This is a genomic window from Dyadobacter sp. HNCC25DJ183, from assembly GCF_056895175.1.
Window position 1 is genome coordinate 444661 of the sequence record NZ_JBXHAP010000003.1, and the last position, 19894, is coordinate 464554.

Annotated in this window: 17 protein-coding genes; 5 read left to right on the top strand and 12 right to left on the bottom strand. The window is 48.7% G+C overall.

The window, feature by feature from the left end; translation table 11 throughout:
- The first annotated feature begins 55 nt into the window (after nt 1-55).
- Both glgX and treZ read left to right on the top strand, forming a co-directional pair.
- Nucleotides 56-2236: a glycogen debranching protein GlgX gene (gene glgX, locus AC1XTG_RS09345; protein ID WP_484841769.1), complete on the top strand. Its 2181-nt coding sequence runs from the start codon at nt 56-58 to the stop codon at nt 2234-2236.
- Entirely contained in the window at nt 2233-4071 is a 1839-nt protein-coding gene (gene treZ, locus AC1XTG_RS09350) for a malto-oligosyltrehalose trehalohydrolase (RefSeq protein ID WP_484841770.1), read from the top strand. The genes glgX and treZ overlap by 4 nt, the downstream gene beginning before the upstream one ends.
- On the opposite strand, the gene AC1XTG_RS09355 is transcribed toward treZ, so the two are convergent.
- Nucleotides 4066-4635: a hypothetical protein gene (locus AC1XTG_RS09355; protein WP_056289364.1), complete on the bottom strand. Its 570-nt coding sequence runs from the start codon at nt 4633-4635 to the stop codon at nt 4066-4068. The genes treZ and AC1XTG_RS09355 overlap by 6 nt on opposite strands.
- Before the next feature lie 86 nt (nt 4636-4721).
- Nucleotides 4722-5609, bottom strand: coding sequence for an AraC family transcriptional regulator (locus tag AC1XTG_RS09360; protein ID WP_484841771.1), 888 nt, complete (start codon nt 5607-5609; stop codon nt 4722-4724).
- 183 nt (nt 5610-5792) lie between these two features.
- Here AC1XTG_RS09360 and AC1XTG_RS09365 point away from each other — a divergent pair, with 183 nt between their 5' ends.
- Nucleotides 5793-7262, top strand: a complete 1470-nt coding sequence (locus AC1XTG_RS09365; protein ID WP_484841772.1) for an arabinose isomerase — start codon at nt 5793-5795, stop codon at nt 7260-7262.
- Nucleotides 7263-7333: 71 nt separating this feature from the next.
- Here AC1XTG_RS09365 and AC1XTG_RS09370 read toward each other — a convergent pair whose 3' ends face one another.
- From AC1XTG_RS09370 to surE, 7 genes are all read right to left on the bottom strand, one after another.
- Nucleotides 7334-7501 carry a hypothetical protein gene (locus AC1XTG_RS09370; protein WP_157474861.1) on the bottom strand — a complete coding sequence of 56 codons (168 nt, stop codon included), beginning with the start codon at nt 7499-7501 and terminating at the stop codon, nt 7334-7336.
- 86 nt (nt 7502-7587) lie between these two features.
- A complete protein-coding gene (locus AC1XTG_RS09375; protein ID WP_484841773.1) occupies nt 7588-8754 on the bottom strand; it encodes a THUMP domain-containing class I SAM-dependent RNA methyltransferase in 1167 nt (388 codons plus the stop codon).
- 37 nt (nt 8755-8791) lie between these two features.
- Nucleotides 8792-9703, bottom strand: coding sequence for an NAD(P)/FAD-dependent oxidoreductase (locus AC1XTG_RS09380; protein WP_484841774.1), 912 nt, complete (start codon nt 9701-9703; stop codon nt 8792-8794).
- A 49-nt stretch (nt 9704-9752) separates the two neighbouring features.
- On the bottom strand, nt 9753-10337 hold the full coding sequence (locus AC1XTG_RS09385; RefSeq protein ID WP_484841775.1) for a TetR/AcrR family transcriptional regulator: 585 nt from the start codon (nt 10335-10337) through the stop codon (nt 9753-9755).
- A 59-nt stretch (nt 10338-10396) separates the two neighbouring features.
- Nucleotides 10397-12718 carry a DUF7133 domain-containing protein gene (locus tag AC1XTG_RS09390; protein ID WP_484841776.1) on the bottom strand — a complete coding sequence of 774 codons (2322 nt, stop codon included), beginning with the start codon at nt 12716-12718 and terminating at the stop codon, nt 10397-10399.
- 49 nt (nt 12719-12767) lie between these two features.
- On the bottom strand, nt 12768-14066 hold the full coding sequence (locus AC1XTG_RS09395) for an MFS transporter (protein ID WP_056289346.1): 1299 nt from the start codon (nt 14064-14066) through the stop codon (nt 12768-12770).
- A 168-nt stretch (nt 14067-14234) separates the two neighbouring features.
- Complete coding sequence (gene surE, locus AC1XTG_RS09400; RefSeq protein WP_056289344.1) at nt 14235-14969, bottom strand: 5'/3'-nucleotidase SurE; 735 nt, start codon at nt 14967-14969, stop codon at nt 14235-14237.
- Nucleotides 14970-15053: 84 nt separating this feature from the next.
- Here surE and AC1XTG_RS09405 point away from each other — a divergent pair, with 84 nt between their 5' ends.
- Complete coding sequence (locus AC1XTG_RS09405; protein WP_484841777.1) at nt 15054-15959, top strand: diacylglycerol/lipid kinase family protein; 906 nt, start codon at nt 15054-15056, stop codon at nt 15957-15959.
- 3 nt (nt 15960-15962) lie between these two features.
- Here the strand turns inward: AC1XTG_RS09405 and AC1XTG_RS09410 are convergent, their stop codons facing one another.
- Together AC1XTG_RS09410 and AC1XTG_RS09415 are read right to left on the bottom strand one after the other, a co-directional pair.
- Nucleotides 15963-16643, bottom strand: a complete 681-nt coding sequence (locus AC1XTG_RS09410; protein ID WP_484841778.1) for an SGNH/GDSL hydrolase family protein — start codon at nt 16641-16643, stop codon at nt 15963-15965.
- An 85-nt stretch (nt 16644-16728) separates the two neighbouring features.
- Nucleotides 16729-17556, bottom strand: a complete 828-nt coding sequence (locus AC1XTG_RS09415; RefSeq protein WP_484841779.1) for a maleylpyruvate isomerase N-terminal domain-containing protein — start codon at nt 17554-17556, stop codon at nt 16729-16731.
- 186 nt (nt 17557-17742) lie between these two features.
- On the opposite strand from AC1XTG_RS09415, the gene AC1XTG_RS09420 reads away from it, so the two are divergent.
- Complete coding sequence (locus AC1XTG_RS09420) at nt 17743-18480, top strand: proteasome-type protease (RefSeq protein ID WP_056290510.1); 738 nt, start codon at nt 17743-17745, stop codon at nt 18478-18480.
- A 22-nt stretch (nt 18481-18502) separates the two neighbouring features.
- On the opposite strand, the gene AC1XTG_RS09425 is transcribed toward AC1XTG_RS09420, so the two are convergent.
- Nucleotides 18503-19882, bottom strand: a complete 1380-nt coding sequence (locus AC1XTG_RS09425) for a M28 family peptidase (RefSeq protein WP_484841780.1) — start codon at nt 19880-19882, stop codon at nt 18503-18505.
- Nucleotides 19883-19894 lie beyond the last annotated feature (12 nt).

The following is a 19894-nucleotide window of genomic DNA, read 5'->3' on the forward strand; positions in this document are numbered from 1 at the left end:
AAAGGCACATTAAGCTGCCAATCCTCAAATCATCGCAGAAAAAAAATCAGCATATATGAAAAAAATTGCCAACAAGAAAGTTGTAGATCAATCGAAGTTAGACAATATAGTAGTATACCCCGGAGAACCTTATCCGCTCGGGGCTACGTGGGACGGAAAAGGGGTGAACTTTGCGCTTTACTCAGAGCATGCGACAGGCGTGGAGCTTTGTCTGTTTGATAGTGAAGAGAGTATTACCGAGAATGTCAAAATCCAGATCAGGGAAGTTTCACATTACGTGTGGCACGTATACGTTCCAGGCCTTAAACCCGGACAGCTTTACGGCTACCGGGTACACGGACCATATGAGCCAACGGTAGGTTTGCGCTTCAATCCCAATAAGTTACTGATCGATCCTTACGCAAAATCCATTTCCGGCACGATCCAGTGGCACGATTCACTTTTCGGTTACGAGATCGGTCACCCTGATGAAGATCTGAGTTTTAGTGATTCGGACAGCGCGCCTTATGTGCCTAAGTCGGTGGTTGTAGATCATCTGTTTGACTGGGAAAATGTAAAAGCACCCGAGATCCCTTATCACGATACCATTATATATGAAGCCCACGTAAAAGGCTTCACCAATCTTCACCCGGACATTCCGGAAGAGATCAGGGGTACATACGCAGGACTCGCACATCACGCATCGATCAGCTATCTGAAAAAGCTGGGCGTTACTGCCATAGAGCTGATGCCCGTGCACCATTTTATATCTGACCGCCATTTAAAAGAACGCGGGCTGACCAATTACTGGGGCTACAATTCTATCGGCTTTTTTGCTCCGGATGTGCGTTACAGCAGCTCAGGTACGCACGGTCAGCAGGTAATTGAGTTTAAAAACATGGTGAAGGAAATGCACAAAGCCGGCATTGAGGTTATCCTTGATGTGGTATATAACCATACCGGCGAAGGAAACCAGATGGGGCCAACCATTTCTTTCCGCGGCATTGATAATATGGCGTATTACCGTTTAATGGACGGCCGCTATTATATGGATTATACCGGTACAGGCAATACGCTGAATGCCAGGCTGCCAAATGTACTCAGACTGATCATGGATAGTTTGCGCTACTGGATCACGGAGATGCACGTCGACGGGTTCCGCTTTGACCTGGCTTCAACGCTCGCCAGGGAGCTCCATGAGGTAGACAGGCTGAGTGCATTCTTTGATATCATTCACCAGGACCCTATTATTTCACAGGTGAAACTGATCGCCGAACCCTGGGATATCGGCCACGACGGCTACCAGGTAGGTAAGTTTCCGATCGGCTGGGCTGAATGGAACGGGCGGTACCGCGATTGTATGCGCGATTACTGGCGCGGGGCGGATAGTATGCTGGCTGAGTTCGCGGAGCGGTTTACCGGAAGTTCGGATTTGTATAAAGGAGAAGACCGGCATCCTACTGCTAGCATCAACTTCATCACCGCACACGACGGTTTTACGCTGAATGATCTTGTCTCGTATAATGACAAGCGTAATGATGAAAACGGCGAAAATAACAATGATGGAGAAAGTCATAACCGCTCGTGGAATTGCGGTGAAGAAGGGCCGACGGAAAACGATGAGGTAGTAAAGCTCCGGAACAAGCAAAAACGCAATTTCCTGACTACACTTTTCCTTTCGCAGGGCGTACCTATGCTGGTAGCGGGCGATGAATGGGGCAGAACGCAGTTGGGAAACAACAATGCATACTGTCAGGATAATGAAATATCGTGGCTGAACTGGGACCAGGCGGATCAGCAACTACTTGGGTTTACTCAAAAGCTGATCAAATTCTGTAAAGCCCACGCCACATTCCGCCGCCGTCACTGGTTCCGCGGAATGCCGATCAAAGGGATAGGTCTGGAAGATATTGCGTGGTTTTTGCCTGACGGGCAAGAGATGCCGGATGAAAACTGGAATCATGATTATGCAAAATCACTGGGCGTGTTCTTGAATGGAAAAGGGATTCGCCATATGAACCCGAAAGGCGAGCCGATCTACGACGATAGCTTTTATATGATCTTCAATGCGCATTATGAGCCTGTGGAATACAAGTTACCTCCCGAAAAATACGGAACGGAATGGAGGAAAGTAATCGATACAAGCGAATGCTGCGTAACGGAAGACGGGCAGATCATTGCGCCGGACACCACCATTACAGTTGACAGCAGATCGATAGTTGTTTTTAAACACGCATTGGAAGAGCAAAAACTATGAGCTTTAGTGAGACATTGCCCGCAGTACCGGGCATAAGATTTAATGAATTTGGAGAAGCGGAAGTGCTCATCTGGGCGCCGCTCGCGGAGGAAGCTGGTATTCTGCTGGTCGATCAGAACAAAACATTGCCGCTTGAAAAAGCTGAATATGGTTACTGGACCCTCAAAACGGAGGACATCAAACCCGATGATCTGTATCAGATTGTGTTGGGAGATGAAGAGCCTCTTCCTGATCCTGCGTCAGTGTACCAGCCTAAGGGTGTTCATGGGCCGTCTCAGGCGGTTGATATCAAGAGTTTTCAGTGGACAGATCAGCAATGGGCTAATCCTGCGCTTTCAGACTATATTATTTACGAAGTCCATATCGGTACATTCACGCCGGAAGGTACCTTGCAGGCAATAGAAAGCAAGCTAGATCACCTGGTGGAACTGGGCGTTAATGCGATTGAAATTATGCCGGTATCTCAGTTTGCCGGCGGTCGGAACTGGGGTTATGATGGTGTGTTCCCTTATTCGGTACAGGATTCTTACGGCGGCCCGCGGGCGATGCAGGAGTTTGTCAATGCGTGCCACGCTAAAGGAATAGCTGTGGTGTTGGATATGGTTTATAACCACCTGGGCCCGGAAGGGAATGTATTTGGCAAGTTCGGCCATTATTTTACAGACAAGTACCACACGCCCTGGGGCGACGCGGTCAATGTAGATGATGCATGGAGCGATGCCGTGCGGCAGTATTTTATCGAGAATGCATTGATGTGGTTCCACGACTTCCATATCGACGCATTGCGGCTGGATGCTGTGCATGCGATCAGGGATTTTGGTCCATTGCATTTACTGAAAGAAATGAAGATGCGGGTCAACGAGCTTTCGCAGGTCACCAACAAACAGCATTACCTGATGGTGGAAATGGACCTGAACGATACGCGCTTTATAAAGCCTGTCGAAGAAGGTGGCTACGGAATGGATGCGCAATGGATAGACGAATTTCATCACGCATTGCGGGTTTCTTCCGGTCAGCAGAAGAGTGGGTACTACTCAGATTTTGAGCCGATTGTGTCACTTGCCAAGTCTTATAAAGATGCTTACGTGTACGACGGTGTCTACTCGGATCACCGGAAGCGGAAGTTTGGTGTAAAAGCCGACGGACATCCCGGCGAGCAGTTCATCGTATTTTCTCAAAACCACGACCATGTAGGTAACCGTATGCTCGGGGAGCGTACAAGCCAGCTGGTTAGTTTTGAAATGCAGAAATTACTTGCCGGTGCCGTGCTGATCAGTCCCTATTTGCCGCTGTTGTTTATGGGAGAAGAATGGAGTGAAACAAATCCATTTCAATATTTTGTCAGCCACACTGATCCTGAACTAGCCGAGGCTGTGCGAAAAGGCCGAAAAAGCGAGTTCGCGGCGTTCCATATAGAAGGCGACGCGCCTGATCCGGTGAGTGAAGAGATATTTCAAAAGTCGAAAGTGCAATGGGAGCTGTTGGACAAAGAACCGCACCGCACGATGCTGAACTACTATAAAACCTTTATATCACTACGGAAACAGGAACCCGCATTGCGCAAAACCGATCGGGAAGGAGTTGTGGTAGAAGGATTTGAAGACCGTGAGCTGATCATTTTACAGCGGATTTCACCGGAACAGCATCTGACTGCCGTGCTGAATTTTTCAAAGAATGCCCAGGAGGTATCTTTACCCGGCGAGGCAAACTGGCAGAAGCTCATGGTTTCTTCTGACGCGAAATGGGGAGGGGAAAAGGATCTTCCGGAAACAGCAGAAGGCGGCGTAATCAGGGTGCAGCCGGAATCAATTTCCGTATACACGAGCCGGTTATAAATTCCTGATCTTGATACTTATATCCTGAGGAGCAGCTTCGTCTCCTCCGAAATAGGGGAGCAGCTTATACGCGATGCCGACGCCACCATCACAGTGGCGCGGCATTGTTGTTTCTACGCCACGAAAAGTGAAAATGTAAGATTTGTCCCCGGCCGCCAGTCTGAAACTGGTCAGTTCGTTAAGCTCGGCAGTTCCGAGTTCTTTTTCCTGGCGCACGCCATTTACATATACATAAGCGTAAATCCGGAGCGCGCCTTCACGCCAGTTCCAGCCGAACCTGGCACTGTTGTTCTGGTGACCGGAGCTGCAATCCGAGAATCCGTAGAGCTTATTGATATCGTTCTGATTTTCCGGAACTGCATTCTGATACACGCAGCTGCTGTCAAAAATCGCCTGAAAATGCATGGAAGAAGAGGTAAAAGGCGTATTCAGATTGTTGTCTACCTCGTGGTTTCCCTTGCGGATCGTGTAAGTGATAAAGTCGTCGCCGAAACTTGGCGAATTGCCGATCCAGTCACACGATGAAACGATCAATAGCAGTAGCAGAACGGGAATGTATTTCATTCAGCAGGATATTTGAAACAATTCTATCAACGACCGCTTCTCAGGAAAATTGAATTGGTACCTGCGTTTTGACGCATTTACATGCATTATCCCTCCCGGTAAGAAGTGGGCGGTACCGTCATTTTCTTCTTGAATATTCGCGAAAAATAAAATTCTGACTCAAAGCCCGTCTTGTACGCGATCTCGGAAACTGACAATGAAGTTTCCCGAAGCATCTCACAGGCTTTCTCGATTTTAAGGTTCAGATGGTACTGCCCGGGCGAGGTACCGATCACCTCTTTAAATGCTTTCCTGAACCAGCCGTAACTTACCCCGTGCTGCCGCGCGAGTTTTTCCATATCCAGGTTCACTGTGCTGCTTTCGTGAATCTGGTACCGCATCCGGTGTACGAGTTTTTCCTTGTAAGATCGCGCATGATCGGTCATCAATGCAGATGCGTAAATGAGGCCCAGCAGCTGGATAACGAGGCAGGAAGAAATTTGCTTGTAAGCTATTCCCTCGAATTTCAATGTTTGTACAAGGCGGATAAAGACATTCAGAAGCTCGGAATTAAAACCAATGTGAATTAGCGGATTCTCGGCATTGAAGCAGTCCTGCCGCATCAGGTATTCTGAATAATGGCCGCCAAATCCTACCCAGAACTCTTCCCAACCTGTTTCCTGCGAAGGTTTGTAGCGGTGCCACACGTTAGGAAAAAGCAGGAATGCAGTACCGGCTTCCACGATCGTCGGCGGAATGGTTTCGGTCTCAAACACGCCGCTTCCCGTGGAGATATAAACCAGCTGAAATTCATTGAGCACGCGTCCTTTTTCCCAATCGAAGTAGTAGCTGTCGGGATGATTCTGATCCGGATAAATCTTGCCGGACGGATGCAGGTTGTGGCCGACATTCAGGATCGATACGCCCCAGTTGGGTTCAGATCCTGCGAGTGCTTCAAGTTGTTCTTGACTGAAATATTTACGGTATAGTTCCATATCATTTCGTGCAAATATTGAATCACATTATTCATTGGATGTGATCTGTATTGTGTCCTATTTTTGCAAACCAAAGTTTAATTTAACCCAGTTTTAACTACTTCTCAACGAAAAAATAATTCTCTCCACCATTTTGCCAGAGCTAGCGTTGGAGAAGGATTTGTATTTTTTGATATGACTAAATTGTACACTCATCAACTAAAAATCGGTCTGTTCGGTATCGGGCTACAGGCTTATTGGGAACAATTTGAAGGGCTGGAAGAAAGATTGAAAGGCTACCTCGAAGTAGTTGATACAAAGCTGACCAACTGCGGTGCCGAGATCGTCAATCTTGGTCTGATCGACAGTCCCGAAAAAGCTATGGAAGCAGGGCACGCATTCAGGAAAGCAGATGTAGACCTGCTTTTTTTGTACGTAACAACCTACGCGCTTTCAGCTACGGTTTTGCCGGTGGTCAGGCGGGCCAATGTGCCCGTCATTGTGCTTAACCTCGTTCCCGAAGCTGCTATCGACTACAATGCATTTAACAAAATCGGTGACCGTACCCGGATGACAGGGGAGTGGCTGGCGTATTGTTCAGCCTGCCCGGTACCCGAGCTGGCGAATGTTTTCAAACGTTCGCGCGTGCCATTTTACCAGGTTACCGGCATGCTGCACAACGATCCGGAAGCTTGGGACGAAGTACAGGAGTGGATCCAAGCTGCGCAGGTCGCCAGCGTCATGGCGCATAACCGCCTGGGATTAATGGGCGGGTACTATGGTGGTATGCTCGACATTTACTCGAATCTCACACTGCAATGCGCCACCTTCGGCGGACATATTGAAATGATCGAAGTCGATGAGCTTTCAGCGATCCGGCAAGAAGTGTCCGATGAAGAAATAGAGGATATACTGCAAGTTTTTGCAAGTGAATTTGAAATCCAGCCCGATTGTCCGGAAGCCGAACTGCGCCGGGCCGCGAGCACCGCAGTTGCGCTCGACAAGCTGGTTGCCCGACACGGACTGGGTTCGATGGCTTATTACCACAAAGGAACAGGGAATGTACCCAATGCGGACACAATGAGTTCGGTGATTCTCGGTAACTCCCTGCTGACTGCCCGGGGCATTCCGGTTGCAGGAGAGTACGAGGTGAAAAACGTGCAGGCGATGAAGATCATGGATGCATTTGGCGCCGGCGGCTCTTTCACCGAGTATTATGCCATGGATTATACTGACGACGTGGTTCTCATGGGGCACGACGGTCCGGGCCACATTGCTATCGCCGAAGGCAAAACCAAAGTGCGCCCATTGTATGTATATCATGGTAAAACAGGCAACGGGCTTTCTGTTGAAATGAGCGTAAAGCACGGCCCTGTTACGCTGCTTTCAGTAGTTGAAACAGTGGACGGGAAAGTGGTATTGCTGGTGGCAGAAGGGGAATCCGTGGCGGGACCGGTTCTGGAAATTGGGAATACAAACAGCCGGTACCGGTTTCCATTGGGTGCACGCAGGTTTGTCGAATGCTGGAACAGCTACGGTCCAGCACATCATTGCGCCGTAGGTGTCGGACATATCAGTTCAAAAATAGACAAGCTAGCCAGACTGCTGGGCATTGAAGCGCATATTGTTTGTCGCTGGGAAGATCGGCATTCAACCATCAGGAGCGGCTATTAAGGCACAAAAAAGCCGGATCCAGAAAATTCTGAACCCGGCTTGACTCTAATCACAATAAACACAGAGAAAAGCTACTTCTGTTTGTTGAGGCTATGATGTTCTTTCCGATTATTGGTCAGGTCATTGCCTTTTACCATTTCCTCTTCTCTGCGCCTGCTGTCCAAATTGTCCTTGTTTTCAGGCCTTGCCCGGGAACTCTGATTTTGCTGCATCATTCCCGAATTTTGTGACTGTCTCATGACAAATTGTGTTTGATTATGCCTGATGTACTTTAAATATCGTGCCAGTAAAACATGGAATAACGATACGTTGTATCGGAATAAACCTAAAAAGTGCGCTTTGTGCCCTCATACAGCTCGTATTCCAGCAATCTGCAATCGATTTTACCGGAATAAAACTCAATGCGGCGGCGTGGTTTCAAGCCGATTTTCTTGGCCAGATCCAGGTTACCTGTAAACACATAGCCTGAATATCCTCTACACTTTTGTTTCATAAAGTCACCAATGCGGGCATAGGTTTCTTCAAGTTCACTGATTTCGCCCAGCCGCTCGCCGTATTCTGGATTCACAAAGAATACCCCTTTGTTTTCATCCGGTATTTCTGTTTCCGTAAAATCACAAACCTGAAACCCGATCATATTGGCTACTCCGGCAGCAACCGCATTCTTTCTCGCATTTTCAATGGCTGCTTCGCTGTGGTCGGTTGCGATAATGCGTAGATCAGGCGCATCGATGATCTGTGCTTCCAGCTTGTCCTGTTCCGCATAGTAAACCTCCTCGTCATAGCCGAGCAAATGCATGAAAGAATAATTATTACGAAAAAGGCCGGGCTTGCTGTTGGTAGCAATGAGGGCAGCTTCAATGGCGAGCGTGCCTGAGCCACACATCGGGTTCAGGAACGCAGAGCGCCTGTCCCACGTGCTGGCAAGTATCGTTGCCGAGGCGAGCGATTCCAGCATGGGCGCTGCCCCCGGGATTTTACGGTAACCGTGCCGGGCAATCGTTTCGCCCGAGGTATCTATAAAAATCTCAGCCTGCTCTTCTTTCCAGAACAAATGCACGACAGCCTGCTTCATATCCGAGCCCGACGAAGGCCGCACGCCCTTTTTACCCCTGATCCTGTCGACAATTGCATCCTTAACCCGCACATTCACATACATGGAATTGTTCACGCTTTCCGTATGCACATTGCTGGTTACCGAAAAGTAACCCTCAGCTGGCAGAATGTCTTCCCAGGCTATTTGCGATAAAAACCGGTATACATCGTCGGCATGTTTTGCACGAAAGGTGCCCAGGCTGTACAAAACCTGGCTTGCACAATACAGGTTCAGGTTCAGACGGATACAATCGGTCATGGTACCTGATGTGCGAATGCCCGTGGGGAAAGTTTCAGCGACATCAAATCCAAGTGCTTTTACCTCCGGTTCAAGGAATGGCGACAGGCGGCGGTAGCACGTGATGATGATGTTTGCTGGATTTTGAAAAACTGACATTGTAAGCTGTTAATGCGGGTGAATGCGTGCAAACATACTAAGAATATTGCTCGCTAATCAACTCGTGACACAAGCGCGCGCCCGCAAAGCTGCCCGCTGCAACTGCATTCGCGACAGAACGAGCCGGTGAGGTATTGTCGCCCGCTGCATAAATCCCCGGTACATTCGTCTTTTGAGCGGCATCCAGCGCAATATGGCCCTGCGCCGTAAGCTGGACGCCCAGCATTTCAGGCAGCTTGCAATGTTGTTCAAAAGGCGGTCGGTGGTACAATGCTTTGAGCGCAGCGGTACTTCCATCCTGAAATGCGATGTGCGTGAGGTAGCCGTTTTCATGTACTATTCTTTCAACCGGCTGCTCGTTGAGCGATACGCCCATTTGTTCCAGCTGCGTTTTTGTATTTATGTCAAAATCGGCTGCACCGTTTGTGAAAATAGTCAGGTCGGGTGTCCAGTTACGGATCAGTCTGGCGAAATCCAGTGTGGTTTCTCCATTCACCAGAATGCCCGTTTTCTGATCGCTGTACTCGTATCCGTGGCAAAAAGGGCAATGGATTACGCTGATCCCCCAGCACGCTGCCAGTCCGGGCGTGGCGGGCAGCAGGTCTTTGATACCAGTCGCGAAAAGGATCTTTTTTGTAGCGAAATGCTTCCCGGATCCCGTCTGGACAATAAAGTTGTAATTCTCTCCGGATGCATTCACAGCCACATCTTCAATCCATTCAACTGTCGGGTAGGAGAGTACCTGCTCCCTGGCGACCGCACCTATGGCTGCCGGAGTAGCGCCATCCTGGGTAAGGAAGTTGTGCGAATGCGGCGTTTGTGCATTGCAGGGTTTTCCGCTATCGATAATCGCCACCTTCCATTTGGCGCGCCCTAGTGACATAGCGGCCGACAAGCCGGCGTAGCTTCCGCCAATTATTATTACATCAAAGTCAGTTTTCAAATGCATATTAATCATGGTTTTGTCTCACATTTGAGACATATATGGATAAAAATTTTTACAGACCTATTCCCCGGCTGAACGAAAACCAGCCAAGCTTTTTTACATCACTGAGTTGCATAGCTGCATTGTTGCGCGAAGTAACAGAAGCAGCCACAATTCCCTGAAACAGCTGGTGAACCCAGTCAATGGTGACCATCGGGCTGATCAATCCCTGCTTCTGAAGAAATTTCAGGTGTGTTTTCCAAATGGAAAAGGTATCATCATAGTCAGAGCATTCCTGATCGTGTGACTGATGCTCGTGATCGTGCAATGTGTGCAGTTTGTGCAAAAAAGTATCTTTGGTCCCGCATTCAACGCCCGCGTAAAACATGCGCTCCAATCTCTGGATCGGGTCTTCCGTACTATTGTAAGCGTTTTGCATTGCAATGTGGCAGGCTTTGCGGATCTCGTTCTTGCAGCTTTTCATCAGCTCGTTCCGGTCTTTGAAGTACCGGTGTAAAGTTCGCCGCGTGACCTGCGCCTGCCCCGCCACCTTTTCGAGCGGAGCCGAAAGATCCTCATTGAAAATCAGGATAGCGGCTTCAATAATGCTTTGCTCAGTATCTTTCATATTCATCAGAACAAAAAAAGAATGTCCCATTGCTGAGACATTCTTTTCATTTCTTTCGTTCCGTTAAACCGCCTTTTTGTTAGCAGTTTTTATATTCCGTTCAACTCTGCTTCTGTAAATGCCTTTTCACGACCTGTGAGTTTCTGGCGTACTTTGCTTACCTCCTCCGTGCTGACCACATCCGCATTGTTGCGCCACGATTTGCGTATGTAGCTGAGCAACTGGGCAATGTCCTCATTTGGCATATCTCTATCATAGCCTATACCCGGCATATCTCCGCTCACTTCCGGCGTCTGGTACACGTGACCATTCACTTTAACGGGGCCAGTCAATCCGAAAAGGACGATCGAGATCAGTTTGTCTTTACTTCCGGTTACCCATTCCGATTGGTTCAATGGAGGTGCAAGCGACTTCACACCGCCGCCATCAGGACCGTGACAAGTCTGGCACACCGACGTAAACAATGCTTCGCCTTTTGGAAACTGCCGTTTCAGCATTTCAGGATTCCGGTTACCCTGGGCGCTGCGCACCGCTGTGATTACCTTTTGAAGCTGCTTGTTTACCAATAGGTTCTGGTCGCTCAATGAAGCTGTCAGCTCGGTCTGGAAAGCTTCCTCTTTGCCTTGCAAATTGCTGATCACCGCGTCGGCTACATACCGGTTGTTCGGGTATTTGGTAGCAAGTTTGGTCAGCAGGCTTTTGGACGCAACCGTGTCAAATTTGGCGATGCTTTTTGCCATAAATCCAACATAGGGAGCAGCCAGCGTATCATTCTGATCAACCATCTGATCAAACAAAGTGGCAAATTGCCTGTACGAAGTAGGTGTGATAATGGATGGTGTAACCGCAAATGCCTGCATTTTATACTGCATGTCAGTGCTTCTTAGCCAGCTTACTACTTCCTCTGTTTTCAGGGAATTCAAGCCTTCCAAAGTCCACAATGCGTGGATCGCAAGAAGCGGAGTAGCTGTTTGTTTCACGGCTTCACGCAATGCAGGTACCGTTTGGTTGTATTTTCCGTCAATCAACTTTTGCTGCGCGCGGTCGCGAACCCACCCATTTGGGTGGCCGAGTAGCTTCACCAGCGCCGATGCATCAGAAGGAATTGTGACTGGTTTTGCATTGGTATTTTTTGGAACAATCTTGTAAATGCGCCCGCTCGAAAGTGGCTGCGTCAGCTCGCGTTTCCCGATCTGCTCTTTCAGGTAAGGTGTGAGATAAGTTTTGTGCTGGATAATCCCGCGGTACATATCGAGTACGTACATCGCGCCGTCGGGTGCATTGTATAAGCTCACCGGCCTGAAACGCTCGTCGGTACTGGCCAGGAACTCGCGCCCTTTGTAAGCCTGCTCACCTTTTACAACAAATCCCTTCTGTGCAAGTATGTTCCGCTTGATCAGGTTAGCCGATGGTTCGGGAACAAATGCATTGAAGTCATAACCCTGGCCGAACAAATCGCCGCGGTAAATAACAGGTCCGGCCGCTGCTGTAAAGTCATTGAGGCGCAGACTGTCATCAAGGATATTTTTCATATAACCCCTGTTTACGCCGGGGGTAGGGTGCAGCGGATATACCTTATTGTTGGCAACGGATTTTTCATTGTAACCTGCAACTCCGCGCTGATTGGTATTCCAGGCTCCTACACCGGCCGGGAAATAGTCTCCAAGCAGGTTTTGTGAATTGTTGTTATAATAAAGCCTGCCATAATTATCCTGGCAAATACCCCATTGACCCCGAAAATGCGTGTGCTCAATGAGCCACTTCGCACCTACTTTCCGATAACGCTTGTCAGATTTTGCATTGTAAATCCAGTTGTCCATTGCACGCAACAGTCCGTTTGGCTGGTGCTCTACATTGCCGCCTTCTGTGTACTTAGGATCAACGAGCGTGCGTTTTCCGGCTTTGTCGTTTTTAATTTCGTAAAACCAAAGGTTTGTTGGCTCTGCAACGAGGATACCATTTTCAATCAGGCAAATAGCTCTTGGCAAAACCAGTGAATCAATGATCACCTGCCGGTCGTCGTAAACACCGTCGCGGTTTTTGTCTTCAAGGATTACGATGTTTCCGTTAGGGATATCCTCGCCGGTGCCGATCGTGTCGGGCATATACCCGGTCATTTCAACGACCCACATCCGGCCTTTGTCGTCGAATTGCATGGCCACCGGCGAGCTTACCAGCGGTTCAGATGCGACGAGCTTCACTTCAAAGCCGTTTTCCACCTGCATTAATGCAATGGTATTTTCGGGCGAGATAAAGGGGGATCGACCAGGCTTGCTGGCAGTGGGTTCTTCCTTTTGCGCCGTAGCGACGGTCGCCGTGGTAGCAGTTGTCGCAGGTTGCTTGTTTGTTTTACAATAAACAAGTGAAAACGAGACTGCCAGAAAAAGGAATGGATAGCGGTACTTTTTCATCTGAAGAAATATTCCTCTAAGTTCGATGGTTATGAATTGCTGAACAATGTTAATCTTTTAACGCTTCTTCAACCGGTTTCATGTTTTTTGTTAAAAAATGTATGATTACCCACGCTATGATATAGGCGAGTCCGCATATGATAAACAGGATATTGTAACCCGCGCCGATGTTGCCGGCGGCTTTGTAATAGTCCAGCAGCGCACCCACTACCAGCGGGAAAAATGTGGATCCAAGGGATCCCGCCATTCCGCCGATACCTACCACCGAGCTCACTGCCCGTTTTGGAAAAATATCGGAAACGATCGTGAAAATATTCGCACTCCACGCCTGGTGAGCCGCAGTAGCAATACTGATGATCCCGACTACGATCCAGACATTGCTGGCAAATTGCGCAAGTATGATAGGCAACACTGCAAATGCTACCACAAGCAATGTGATTTTCCGGGCACGTAGCGGAGCCCAGCCTTTTTTGATCAGATAAGAAGACAGATAACCGCCGCCTATGCTACCAAATGTAGTCGCAGTGTAAACGATCGCGAGGTGCAGGCTCGGCTTTTTAAGGTCGAGCGCGAATGTGGTTGCAAAGTAGGAGGGAAGCCAGAAAAGGAAGAACCACCAGATCGGATCGGTCAGGAATTTACCTACAATGAAAACCCACGATTGGCGTAATTGCAGCAATTTGGTCCAGTGGATCGGCTTTTTTCCTTCGCCGTCACCAGCTTCGTTGTCGCTGTGAATGAATGCGTATTCTTCCGGCGTGATCTTCTTGTGCCTTGAAGGAATTTCGTAGAAAAGCCACCAGAATATAAGCCAGATGAAACCCAGCGCACCGGTGATCAAAAATGCCTCCTGCCAGCCGTAAGCTCCTAAAAGCCAGGGTACCAGAATGGGAGCAGCTACCGCGCCAATACTTGTTCCGGAGTTGAAAATGCCGGTCGCAAGCGCTCGTTCTCGTTTCGGGAACCACTCAGCTGTCGCTTTAACAGCAGCCGGAAAGTTACCCGACTCACCCAGTCCAAGCAATGCACGAACTGCGCCAAAACCGAAAGTACTTCTTACAAAAGCGTGTGCAATCGCCGCAATGCTCCATATCACGATCGAAACTGCGTAGCCAAGCTTGGAGCCGATCTTATCGATAATATTCCCGAAAACAATGTAGCCCAGTGCATAACAGCCCGCGAAGACCATTACGATATTGGCATAATCACTTTCAGTCCAGTTAAACTCAGTTTCAAGCGTTGGTTTTAATAGTCCGAGAATCTGTCTGTCTATATAATTGATTGTGGTTGCAAAGAAGAGGAGCGCACATATAACCCAGCGGTAATTGCCAATTTTAGGTTGTTCCATAATAGGTACAGATTCTTGGATTCAGGGATGGTTAAAAATACAACTGTTTCGGATAAGACTGTATTTTGGCCATTCTACCCCTTACGACTATGGTAAAGAGTTCAAAAAAAGAGTCCCGCCGAATGGGCGGGACCGGGTCATTATTCAATTAAATCCAGGTTAAATATATCAGGTAATCGGATAAGCAAGCTGTGCTTTGATGAGCTCTGCTTCGTTGGTAAGGTCAAGGCGGAGGGGAGTAATGGATACGAATCCATTTTCAACTGCCCACCTGTCTGTCCCTTCCTCAGCGGCTTCAAGCGGCACTACCGTAAACCAGTAATGCTTCCGCCCCATCGGATCGAGGGCCGGGACAATGTTGTTATCATATAGCCGCACCGACTGTCTCGTCCACCTTACCCCCTTTGGCTGAGGAGGGAAGTTTACATTCACGAGGTTTAAATGCGGATTCTTGAAAAGCAGGTCCAGCGCCTTCTCTACGAACGGATCAAGCGCGTCAAAATCGGGCTCTACTTCGGTAGGTGTGCTCAGCGCAATTCCCTTGATACCGAACAATACCGCCTGTTTGGCAGCAGCGAGTGTACCTGAATGCCACATTGCATTACCCAGGTTGGGGCCGAGGTTAATGCCTGAAAGAACTACATCGGGTTTGTCCCACAAATGCTGGCCCAAAGCCACGCAGTCGGCTGGGGTTCCATTCACGCGGTATGCGTCAATGCCACCGAAGTCTATCGGGGATTTCTTATAGGAAAGTGGCCGTGAAGCAGTTATCGCGTGGCCCATTGAAGATTGTTCCACATCGGGTGCCACGATTTTGACTTCCCCAAACCTCGCCGCGATTTTTGCCAGTGAAGCAATGCCGGGGCTGTATATTCCATCGTCGTTTGTTACCAGAATTTTCATATACAATCTCGTTTTTGGTTGTACATCAATAAAATTATGCCTGGTATGTTTTTTATGAAATAGCATTATCACTACATACTGCTTATGAAAAAAGCCCACCTTTTGCACAACCCGACCGCCGGGGATAGTGATTTTAGCAAAGAAGAGTTAACAAAACTGATCAAAAAGGAGGGGTTTGATTGTGCTTATTCTTCTGTCAAAGAGAATGGCTGGGAGGCGTTTGATGAGGATTCCGATTTTCTGATTATAGCTGGCGGTGATGGCACTGTCCGCAGGATTGCCAAAGTATTAATGAAGCGCACGCTGCTCGACAGGCATTATCCCATTGCGCTGCTTCCGCACGGAACCGCTAACAATGTGGCTTGTGCGCTGGGTATTGATGGCAAAGCAAAGGATATTATTAAGAAATGGCACCATTATCACCTCAAACCTTTCGATATCGGGAGGGTTGTAGGGCTTGATGCCGACAAATTCTTTCTGGAAGCCTTTGGGGTCGGGATCTTTCCGCGCCTGATGAAAATCATGGACAAGCTTGAAGACGAAATTGGCGAGACTGCCGAGGACAAGCTGAATGCGGCCCGTCGGGTTTTGTTGGAAATTGTTCAGACCTACGAAGCCAAAAGCTGCCAGATTTTTGCGGATGGAAAAGAGTACTCCGGCGATTATATCATGGTAGAGGTAATGAATATCAGGTCCATCGGTCCGAACCTGGTTCTTGCGCCTGAGGCCGATCCTGGCGACGGAATACTGGAAGTGGTGCTGATCTCCGCGTCAAACCGGCGCAAGTTCGAGAATTTCCTGCGGCACCAGATTGACGGTATTGAGCAGGATTTTACTTTCAAAACCATCCGGGCGAAGCAAGTCAGGATTGTGTGTGAATGCAAAGACCTGCACATTGACGATGAACGGATCAAGGTTGAAAATCCATCCGATATTGAAATCGGCATCAATCCTGCGAGACTTGAATTTATTATCACAGACGAAGAGTAGGCGTCAGAACCTGGATTTTACATTCCGCATCACTTCATCTACCCACATCTGGTACATCTTGCCCGAAAAGTGCAGCTGATCACGGGCAATCATAGTCGGATCCTGCAATGCGCGTCGTGAAAGGGGAGTTATATCGATAAACAGCACCTGCTCTTTATCGCATTCTTCTTTTGCGACTGCGTTAAATTCATCGATCTCCCGGGCGATCTCGTCCCGCCTTCCCTCCCCATAACGCGTTACTCCCCAGTCCGGGGTCGAGAGTACAAATACGTTGCCTGTCTCGCCGTTGGCATAGTCGATACTGCGGAGCAGCAGGGTGCGGAACTGTTGGCGATATTCTTCCAGACTTCTGCCCTGGTACTGATTATTGACGCCAATCAAAAGTGAAACAAGGTCGTACTTCTCGGCTGGATTGTAGTTCTGTAAACCCAGCAGCAGGTCTCCGGTTGTCCAACCCGTTTGCGCAATGATATAAGGTGCTTGCACTTGCTTCCCGGCCGTTCGCATTGCTTTCGCAAACAATACAGGCCACCGCTCACTTTCATCCACGCTTTCTCCGATCGTGTAAGAATCCCCTAATGCGAGGTAGCGCATGCCCGTTTTATCCGCAGCAGACAGGTTGTTTTTCTCACGACATCCTGCAAATAGCAGCAGCGCAGTAGATATGATTGTCAAAAGTTTCATGATCAATATACTGGCTGAATGTCATTTTGGATCAATTAGGCTGATTCTAACAGCGTTAAATTTCCTGCCGTTATGTTTCGCAACATTAGCCCATGATCGCAATCAGGTTCAATGCGACGGCCGCCAGCTGCTCGTCGCCTGTGAGTGTAACAGCACTTCTTGCTTCTGCCGGGTACAACGCTTTGGTAAAAAGCTTCCATGCAATGTCAGCGGGGATGATGATACCGGCACTTTCGTTTTCTGTTATCTTATCGGCTAGTTCCCAGCTGTTTGATTTCAGCAGGTACCATGAAAATGATTCTTCCAGTACAATCGTAATCTTAATACTGGTTCCAATTGCAGCTTCTGTGTTACGGTAAGTGTGCGGTAAGCCGCGCAGCAGTGTTTCTATAAATGGAAGAAAAAGTGGTTTAGTAAGAATACCGGGCCGACCGGTAGCTTCCCTGATTTGTTGCTGGTGGTGCCACTTTTCGGTGTACTCACGCGCAATGTGAAACCAGTTTTTGGAGATTTGTTCGCCAGCCCAGGCTACTGAGAATATAGCGTCTACATCCGGCTCCTGGGCTCGCATGATCGCTGAATATTGTTTTCCCGTACTTTCCAGGAGCTCAGTGATGACCTCGTAACTCAAACGCTGCGAAGCTTTTATCCAGTCTTCATTAAACTGGTTTAAGTAAGCAACAAGGTCTGCGTAGGAGCTAATTTCCCGGTCCGGCGGACTGAGGTACCCGTCGCGCATATGGGATATTACCCGAAGGTTGCCGTCAAGCAAATGTGCAGCTACGTCTTTCACGCACCAGTGTTTGGCGACGGTAGGCTTGTTCCATTCTTCTGCGGAAAGGGATTTCAGCAGCTCAATCAGCTTTTGGTCTAATATAGGAAACAGATGTGCGGTTTCGATTTTATGGGGCATAGTACAGTTTTTTCAATGGGCTTTGTTCCGGTTTATGGGTGGCCAATTTTCAAAAAAAACGTGAAAAAGCCTTTTTTCTCGTTTGGTCACCATGCAATTTGGTACTTTTGATGCCAGATTAAAGATTTACCGGGCCGCGTTTCCACATTGACAGACAGCTTTATGCCCGTTATTAAAAAGAAAAAAATGACTTACTGCTTAGGAATAAAAGTTAAAGAAGGACTGGTAGCATTGGCCGATACCCGCATTACAGCCGGTACCAATACAACAGTGAAAAAGAAAATGTATGTTACCCAGCACGATAACTATTCGATGTTCATCATGACCAGCGGACTAAGATCTGTGCGTGATAAAGCGGTGCATTATTTTGAAGAACTGATCAACGAAGGCGTTGTATACAACAAGCTTTACAAGGCCGTGAATGCATTCGGCGAGCAGATCAAGCGGGTAGCGGAGGAAGACAGAGCCAACCTGGAAAGGTCGGGATTCAAGTTCAACCTGAATACGATCGTGGGCGGACAGCTGCGCGACGATGCGGAACACAAGCTTTTTCTGCTTTACTCCGAAGGAAACTGGGTGGAGCTGGATGAAGGTTCGCCTTACGTTATTATAGGGAATTCGGGACAGGGGAAAGCGATCCTGAACAGGGTTCTTAATCAGGAATCTACCATGAAGCAGGCGCTCAAAGCCGGTTTCCTCTCTTTTGACTCAACACGCGTGAGCAACAATGACGTCGATTTTCCGATTGATGTGGTGTTGTATAAGAAAGACAGCTTTCAGATTGTCGAGCACCGTTATGAGCAGAAGGATATGCTGGCGATTTCGGAAATATGGGCAGACAAGTTAAAAGAGGCGCTCGACGACATTCCCGAGGAATGGATGGACCAGAGCTTCGAAAAGATAATGCCTTCAAAGCCCGCCTGAAAAGCGGGCTTTGAAAAGCCTTTTATTCTACTCCGTATTTGTCGATCAGGTACATCATCGCTGCCATTGCGGCACCTCCGAGTTCCAGTTCGCGCTTGCTGACAGTTTCAAATTTGTCGCTCGATGCGTGATGATAATCAAAGTAGCGTTGCGAGTCGGGGATAAGGCCTAGTAGTAAGGTACCCTGCTGTGCCAGGGGACCAATATCGGCGCCGCCGCCACCCGGTCCGAGCTCATGAATACCGTATGCAGCAAAAAGCTTCTGCCAGCTTTGAATCCTGCTTTTCTGAGCAGCAGTACCTACAATGCCAAAACCTAACGGTGTAAACCCGCCGCGATCCGACTCGATGGCAGCTATGTGCACCTCTTTGGCAGACTTCGCTGAATCTGCATAGGTGATGCCGCCTTTCAATCCATTTTCTTCATTCATGAACATCACAGCGCGGAGCGTGTTGTTGGGCTGGTAACCCAGGGATTTTAGCAGGCGTACCGCTTCAATGGACTGCACGCATCCGGAACCATCATCGTGGGCGCCCTGCGCGAAATCCCAGGAATCGAGGTGGCCGCCAACCACGATATATTTACCTGATTTACCTTTAAGTTCACCAATCACATTGTGCGAAGGAGCGTCGGGCAGTGTTTCGCAGCTCTGCTCGAAGTATATCTGCGTTTGCGGGTTAGCTTTCAATGTCTTGCTGAGAAGCTCTGCTGCATTGGTAGAAATGGCCGCAGCGGGTATAATGGGGGCACCGCTTGCATAACGCATACTTCCTGTGTGCGGGAAATCGTCAAGCCGGGTGGTCATTGACCTTACAATTGCCCCAATCGCGCCAAGCTTGGCTGCTTCACTTGCCCCTGAACCGCGCTGTTCCACCGCACCGGCGTAGGCTTCAAACGTATTCAGCTTAGTGGGATCCATAGGCCGGTTGAAGAACACGATCTTGCCTTTGACCTTATCCGCACCTAACTCGCGCAGTTCCTGGAATGATTTTACCTCGATCACATTGCCCTTGATGCCGCCTTTCGGAGTAGCTACGGAACCACCCAGTGCGGCAACCGGAATGTCGGTCTTTTGTTTCCCATTAATGATCTGGGCCTTTTCCTTTGCGCCGCGTACCCAGTGAGGTACCATTACATTTTGCTGGAACACATTGTCCAATTGCTCCGCTTCCATCACAGACTTTGTATAAACAACCGCCTTCGCAGCACCTTCCGACCCGCTGAGCCGCGGCCCGACATCCTGGGTCAGCTGCCTGAGCCACTCGTAGGATTTACCCTCGCTAAGCGCGGTATTGAAGATTTTGCGGATAAAGATTGAGTCGGTCTGATAGTCACTTTGAGCATATGCATGCTGGCTCAGACCGGTCAGCAATGTGAGACCGAGCAATAAAGGTTTTTTCATGAAGCAACAGGA

Coding starts and splice junctions, on each gene's coding strand:
- glgX (WP_484841769.1), top strand. CDS start 56: ATGAAAAAAATTGCCAACAAGAAAGTTGTAGATCAATCGAAGTTAGAC.
- treZ (WP_484841770.1), top strand. CDS start 2,233: ATGAGCTTTAGTGAGACATTGCCCGCAGTACCGGGCATAAGATTTAAT.
- AC1XTG_RS09355 (WP_056289364.1), bottom strand. CDS start 4,635: ATGAAATACATTCCCGTTCTGCTACTGCTATTGATCGTTTCATCGTGT.
- AC1XTG_RS09360 (WP_484841771.1), bottom strand. CDS start 5,609: ATGGAACTATACCGTAAATATTTCAGTCAAGAACAACTTGAAGCACTC.
- AC1XTG_RS09370 (WP_157474861.1), bottom strand. CDS start 7,501: ATGAGACAGTCACAAAATTCGGGAATGATGCAGCAAAATCAGAGTTCC.
- AC1XTG_RS09375 (WP_484841773.1), bottom strand. CDS start 8,754: ATGTCAGTTTTTCAAAATCCAGCAAACATCATCATCACGTGCTACCGC.
- AC1XTG_RS09380 (WP_484841774.1), bottom strand. CDS start 9,703: ATGCATTTGAAAACTGACTTTGATGTAATAATAATTGGCGGAAGCTAC.
- AC1XTG_RS09385 (WP_484841775.1), bottom strand. CDS start 10,337: ATGGGACATTCTTTTTTTGTTCTGATGAATATGAAAGATACTGAGCAA.
- AC1XTG_RS09390 (WP_484841776.1), bottom strand. CDS start 12,718: ATGAAAAAGTACCGCTATCCATTCCTTTTTCTGGCAGTCTCGTTTTCA.
- AC1XTG_RS09395 (WP_056289346.1), bottom strand. CDS start 14,066: ATGGAACAACCTAAAATTGGCAATTACCGCTGGGTTATATGTGCGCTC.
- surE (WP_056289344.1), bottom strand. CDS start 14,969: ATGAAAATTCTGGTAACAAACGACGATGGAATATACAGCCCCGGCATT.
- AC1XTG_RS09405 (WP_484841777.1), top strand. CDS start 15,054: ATGAAAAAAGCCCACCTTTTGCACAACCCGACCGCCGGGGATAGTGAT.
- AC1XTG_RS09410 (WP_484841778.1), bottom strand. CDS start 16,643: ATGAAACTTTTGACAATCATATCTACTGCGCTGCTGCTATTTGCAGGA.
- AC1XTG_RS09415 (WP_484841779.1), bottom strand. CDS start 17,556: ATGCCCCATAAAATCGAAACCGCACATCTGTTTCCTATATTAGACCAA.
- AC1XTG_RS09420 (WP_056290510.1), top strand. CDS start 17,743: ATGACTTACTGCTTAGGAATAAAAGTTAAAGAAGGACTGGTAGCATTG.
- AC1XTG_RS09425 (WP_484841780.1), bottom strand. CDS start 19,882: ATGAAAAAACCTTTATTGCTCGGTCTCACATTGCTGACCGGTCTGAGC.